Annotated in this window: 7 protein-coding genes; 4 read left to right on the forward strand and 3 right to left on the reverse strand. The window is 54.1% G+C overall.

The window, feature by feature from the left end:
• The 3 genes from QCH34_RS06345 to QCH34_RS06355 all read right to left on the reverse strand — a co-directional run.
• A partial coding sequence (locus QCH34_RS06345; protein ID WP_300331894.1) for an ABC transporter permease occupies positions 1 to 324 on the reverse strand: 324 nt, incomplete at its 3' end.
• Between the two features lie 2 nt (positions 325 to 326).
• A complete protein-coding gene (locus QCH34_RS06350) occupies positions 327 to 1307 on the reverse strand; it encodes an ATP-binding cassette domain-containing protein (RefSeq protein WP_300331897.1) in 981 nt (326 codons plus the stop codon).
• Positions 1304 to 1804 carry a PadR family transcriptional regulator gene (locus QCH34_RS06355; protein WP_300331900.1) on the reverse strand — a complete coding sequence of 167 codons (501 nt, stop codon included), beginning with the start codon at positions 1802 to 1804 and terminating at the stop codon, positions 1304 to 1306. The genes QCH34_RS06350 and QCH34_RS06355 overlap by 4 nt, the downstream gene beginning before the upstream one ends.
• 194 nt (positions 1805 to 1998) lie before the next feature.
• Here QCH34_RS06355 and QCH34_RS06360 point away from each other — a divergent pair, with 194 nt between their 5' ends.
• The 4 genes from QCH34_RS06360 to QCH34_RS06375 form a co-directional block, all read left to right on the forward strand.
• On the forward strand, positions 1999 to 2208 hold the full coding sequence (locus QCH34_RS06360; RefSeq protein WP_300331903.1) for a hypothetical protein: 210 nt from the start codon (positions 1999 to 2001) through the stop codon (positions 2206 to 2208).
• Between the two features lie 98 nt (positions 2209 to 2306).
• On the forward strand, positions 2307 to 3452 hold the full coding sequence (locus tag QCH34_RS06365; RefSeq protein WP_300331906.1) for an NAD(P)/FAD-dependent oxidoreductase: 1146 nt from the start codon (positions 2307 to 2309) through the stop codon (positions 3450 to 3452).
• 78 nt (positions 3453 to 3530) lie between these two features.
• The gene (locus QCH34_RS06370; RefSeq protein ID WP_300331910.1) at positions 3531 to 3839 is read left to right on the forward strand and encodes a hypothetical protein; all 309 of its coding nucleotides are present in this window, start codon (positions 3531 to 3533) and stop codon (positions 3837 to 3839) included.
• 167 nt (positions 3840 to 4006) lie between these two features.
• The coding region (locus tag QCH34_RS06375) for an ATP-binding protein (protein ID WP_300331914.1) at positions 4007 to 5191 on the forward strand (1185 nt) is incomplete at its 3' end.

A 5191-nucleotide genomic window follows, 5' to 3' on the forward strand; every position in this document is an offset into this window, starting at 1 on the left:
GCCTCCGGCGGTCTGGCCGAGCATGATCTCAAGCCGTGAGACCGGTGCGACCAGCGTCTCTTTCAGGAACCCAAACTGCTTGTCCCAGATGATCATGATCCCTGAAAAGACCGAGGTGAAGAGTACCGCCATTGAGATGATCCCCGGAACCAGGAACTGGAGGTAATTTTCTCCTGTTGCTCCCGGTATCTGCACCACCTCATTCAGCCCAAATCCAAGTGCCAGAAGGAAGAATACCGGCATTCCGAGGCTCCCGACGATCCGGCTCTTTGATCGGAGATAGCGTTTCAGGCTCCGCAGCCAGAGTGTATAGATGATATCCATCGCTAGTTCCTCCTCGGCATCATCATCCGCATCCGATCTGCTGCCCCTGCCTCTTCCTGCCGCATCTCCCTGCCGGTATAGTGGAGGAAGACATCCTCGAGGGTAGGCTTCCTGATCGAGATGGATGCAATCGTATACCCATCCCGTCCGATCAGCCCAAGGAGTTCAAGCAGGTGATCTTCTGCTGAGTGGAGCCGGATGATCACCTGCCCGTCATACTGTTCTGCACCGATAATCCATGGAGCCTTGATTTCGCCTGCAATCCTGCCGGCATCAGGGGATGTGATGTATACCACGTCTTCACCCACCCTGGCTTTCAGGCTCGCTGGCGTATCCATAGCAACGATTCTGCCCCTGTCGATGATCGCCACCCGGTCGCAGAGCCGATCCGCCTCATCCATGTAGTGGGTGGTGAGGATGATGGTGATCCCCTTTGTCTGGTTTAAGATCTGGATATACTCCCAGAGATGGTTTCTCGTCTGGGGATCAAGGCCGAGTGTCGGCTCATCCAGAAAGAGAACCGAGGGCTCGTGCAGAAGCCCCCGTGCAATCTCAAGCCGGCGCCTCATCCCCCCTGAAAAAGTCTTAACGAGGCTCTCTTTCCGCTCTTCCAGCTCGACAAGCCTGAGCATCTCACCAATCCGCTCTTCCCTGATCGCCTTTGGGATGCGGTAGAGCCTGCCATGGAAATCCATATTTTCCCATGCCGTCAGCTCCTCATCCAGACTCTGATCCTGGAAGACGATCCCTATTGCCTTCCTGACGCCATCCTGATCCTTTCTGATATCGATCCCATTGAGAAATGCAGTGCCCGATGTCGGTTCAAGCAGGGTGGAGAGCATCGAGATGGCGGTCGTCTTTCCGGCACCATTTGGCCCGAGGAGGCCGAAGATCTCCCCTTCCGGTATCTCAAAGGAGATGGCATCAACTGCGGTAAAGTCCCCGAACCGTTTGGTGAGTGAATCCACGAGAATCGCATTCATTCGGATCTCCCCTTCTCGCCGAGCCCTCCAAGTCTTTTTGTGCATTCCCTGAGGATCTCCAGAGCTTCTTCATGCTTCTCTGCCGGCAGGGTATGGATAGACTCCCGTATTTCCCACATCATCTCCCTGAGGGATGCACGTTCTTCTCCAAAGATCCTGGTATGCAGGGTTTTAAGCAGGAGTAGCTGTTCCCCGGACTGGTGTCTGCATGCCTTGATTGCTGTTAGAACCTCTTCCCCGGCATCGGTAAGGGTATAGATCGTCTTTGCACGCAATCCCGTATCCTCTTCTGTAATGAGCCCTTCACCAGCGAGGCTGTGGAGCAATGGATAGAGTGTTCCCTTGCTCGGCACCCATGCTCCTCCTGTTACCTCCTCAATTTCTTTGAGTAAATCATAACCTGTTTTTGGCTTGCAGTGGAGTGAATGGAGGACATACAAGGAGATCAATGACCTTGTATGGCCTTCTTCGGTGGTGTATTGCAGTATGCCTCTCATTGTATAACCCGACCTTTGATGATAGTTCTATTTCGAACCGTATTGTAATGAACCGTTCGTAACCAAACTATATCAGCATATCGAATGAGGCGGCCGTGCTTGATTCCATGTACCTGATGGATGGCCTGGTTCTGCTCATGATACCAGAGCCTATTTACCTTCCCCGGACAATTTTTCATTCAGAGGATTCTGGTATGCCGGATGAGTGGAAGGTTACGGTCACCGTGACCCTGAAGGTGGGTGGTGCATCAACGAGGAAAGAGGCGGAAGCTGCTGCGCTCGAACGACTGCTCGGTCTTATTAAAGGCGGTGGCGAGATCCCCTGGGAGACAGATGTTGTCCCGCTCAGGGCGCCGAGAGAGCCCCGAAGCGATGAGCCGCTCTTCGGGGTGAAATGGGAATAGCCTGCCTGATCACTCTCCCGAAGGTGCTCTCATCCACCTCCTGCATACAGAAGACACTCTTCTCTTATCTCTTCCAGAGGCACATGATCAGGTAACGCATGTATGATATCGTCGTCGTCGGGGGAGGGCCTGTCGGGGCAACAGCCGCACGTTTGTCTGCCGAAGCAGGCCTCTCGACACTCCTCATTGAAGAGCATGCCGCTGCCGGGCACCCTGTCCAGTGTGCGGGCCTCCTCAGCTCGTCTGCCTTTGCAGAATGCGAGGTAACAGATCGCTCTGTTCTGAATACCATACAGGGTGCCCGGATCGTCTCGGGGAAGGGGAGCGAACTCCTCTTTGATGCAGGAAAGACAAAGGCGTATGTGGTTGATCGTGCCGCACTTGACCGCGAGATGGTGCAGGCGGCAGCCGCAGCCGGTGCCGATATCCGGATCAAGTGCTATGCGGATTGGATTAAGCCCGGTCTCATCACGACACGGGGTGCTGGTGGGCGGGATGGAATTCCTCACCGGATCTGCATTGCAGCGGATGGCCCCCGGAGCGGTATTGCCCGATCGGCCGGCCTGCCCCGCCCAAAATATCTCCTCGGCGGCATCCAGGCGGATATCGTCCTTCGCCGCGATCCCCTGTTTGTCGAACTCCACCCTGATGCCTCTCCTGACTTCTTCGGCTGGGTGATCCCGATCTCAGAGACAAGAGCACGTGTCGGGCTCTGCGGTCTGAAGGATATACCTGCACGGTTCTCGGCTTTCATCAGGAACTACTCTGAAACATCCGTTCACTGCGTCACGGGAGCAATCCCCCTTGGCCCTCCTGAAAAAACCTATTCTGACCGCCTCATGGTCTGCGGGGATGCAGCCGGCCTTCCAAAGCCCACATCCGGCGGGGGCGTCTACACCGGCATCCGATCCGCCCGGCATGCGGTTGCAACTGCCGTGCGGGCGTTTGAGGTGGAGAATACCTCCGCGGAGGCGCTCTATACCTACCAGCGGCTCTGGAAGGCGGATCTCGGGCGGGAACTTGCCCTCGGGCTGAAGCTCTTTGAGATGCGGGGGCGGCTGAACTCCGAAGATATTGATACCACAATACGGGCACTCTCGGATCCTGAGATCTTAAAGATCATCGTAGAGGATGGGGATATGGATCGGCCGGGAAAGCTGATTCGCCGACTCCTCTTCAAGCCCGAACTCCTCCCGCTCTTCGGACGGCTTGGATTGATGCAGCTGTTGAGGAGTATGACCTGATCTGTCTGGTTCTCTTCCCTCCCCGTCTCCATCCTCTGACCGCATCATTCATCTGATCTCGCGGCAAGATGATTCTTTATGGAAAGTAAATTTGGCAGAGGCTTTGTTGTGAACCTCGTCCTTCTGAGCAGGCATTTTGCCCTCCCCCCCGAACAGGCATTCTATGGAGCATCCGATCATGTCACGGAGATGTCTGTCCCTCCGTCCCTGAAAGGAACCGAGGTCGCTCAACTGACCGAGCGGCTGAAGAAACTTATTCTCTGGCATAAGATCGGGACCGATGACAAACCGGATGCCGAGGCGGCAAAAAAGATCATCGAAAAAATTATCCTTGCCGTTGACCGGGAACTGGGCATTCCGGATCCCGATATGGGTTCATTCGACTGATTTTCCCAGCTCATCCGGCAATAATCTGTCTGATAGGGAGACCTATATCATCTTCAACAACCAATATATACTGGTAGAGCGGCTGGTATCCATCCAGTCTGCAAAAAAATGGCAAGGAATTGTTTCCGGGCATTTTCCCTTTCATTTTGCCATAATCGGAGTCATGCATGAATAGTACATATAACGCAGAACAGATCACCGTCCTTGAGGGTCTCAGTCCGGTACGCGAGCGGCCGGCGATGTATATCGGGAGCACAGACGGCCGGGGTTTGCACCATCTCATCTATGAGGTGGTGGATAACTCAATCGATGAGGCTCTGGCAGGATACTGCAGCCATATTGATATCTCAATCAACGCAGACGGGTCCTGTACCATCGAGGATGACGGGCGGGGTGTCCCGATCGATACCATGCCCAAGTATGGGAAGAGTGCCCTTGAAGTGGTCATGACGATCCTGCATGCCGGTGGAAAGTTCGATAAGAACTCGTACCAGGTGTCAGGAGGGCTTCATGGTGTTGGTGTCTCGGTTGTAAACGCCCTCTCCGAGTGGATGGTTGCGGAAGTCTTCCGTGGCGGAGTCATCTACTCGATGCGGTTTGAACGGGGTGCTGTAGTATCGCCCCTGACATCTGTGCCGGAGTCGCCTGATGAGCTGAGGCAGCGGCTGAGAAAGCGGTTTGGATCCGGGTATGAAGCAAAGGATACTGATGATCTCTCCTCCTATACCGGAACACGGATCACCTTCAAGCCTGATTCAACCATCTTCGAAACCACACACTTCGACTTTGATATCATCAGCTCACGCCTCCGTGAACTTGCGTTCCTAAACAGTAGCGTGAGAATACGGGTTCTTGACAAACGGAGCGGGGATGGAGAGACCTTCTACTATGAAGGCGGGATCAGCGAATTTGTCAAATACTTAAATGAAGGCAAAGAGACGCTCTTTCCCGACGTTATCTCGATTTCAAGAAAGGATGAAGAGAATAAGATGGAGGTGGATGTTGCCATCCAGTACAACAGCGGGTACGGTGAAACTCTCTTCACCTTCGTCAACAGCGTCAATACCCGGGAAGGCGGTACCCATCTCGAAGGATTCCGCTCAGCCCTTACACGGGCGATCAATACGTCTGCAAAGAAGAACAACCTGCTGAAAGGTGATTTCTCCTTTAAAGGTGATGATGTCCGTGAAGGGCTCTGCGCCATCATCAGCGTCAAGATCGCAAACCCCCAGTTTGAAGGGCAGACCAAGATGCGGCTTGGAAACTCCAATGTCCGTGGGATTGTTGATTCCCTTGTCTACAGCTGCCTCTCCGAATTCTTCGAAGAGAACCCAAAGACCATCGGGATCATT

The sequence above is a fragment of the Methanocalculus sp. genome (assembly GCF_029762515.1).
Classification (GTDB): Archaea; Halobacteriota; Methanomicrobia; order Methanomicrobiales; family Methanocorpusculaceae; genus Methanocalculus.

Bases quoted from the DNA above. Each gene is read 5' to 3' on its own strand.
- QCH34_RS06350 (WP_300331897.1), bottom strand. From the start codon at position 1,307: ATGAATGCGATTCTCGTGGATTCACTCACCAAACGGTTCGGGGACTTT.
- QCH34_RS06355 (WP_300331900.1), bottom strand. From the start codon at position 1,804: ATGAGAGGCATACTGCAATACACCACCGAAGAAGGCCATACAAGGTCA.
- QCH34_RS06360 (WP_300331903.1), top strand. From the start codon at position 1,999: ATGCCGGATGAGTGGAAGGTTACGGTCACCGTGACCCTGAAGGTGGGT.
- QCH34_RS06365 (WP_300331906.1), top strand. From the start codon at position 2,307: ATGTATGATATCGTCGTCGTCGGGGGAGGGCCTGTCGGGGCAACAGCC.
- QCH34_RS06370 (WP_300331910.1), top strand. From the start codon at position 3,531: ATGGAAAGTAAATTTGGCAGAGGCTTTGTTGTGAACCTCGTCCTTCTG.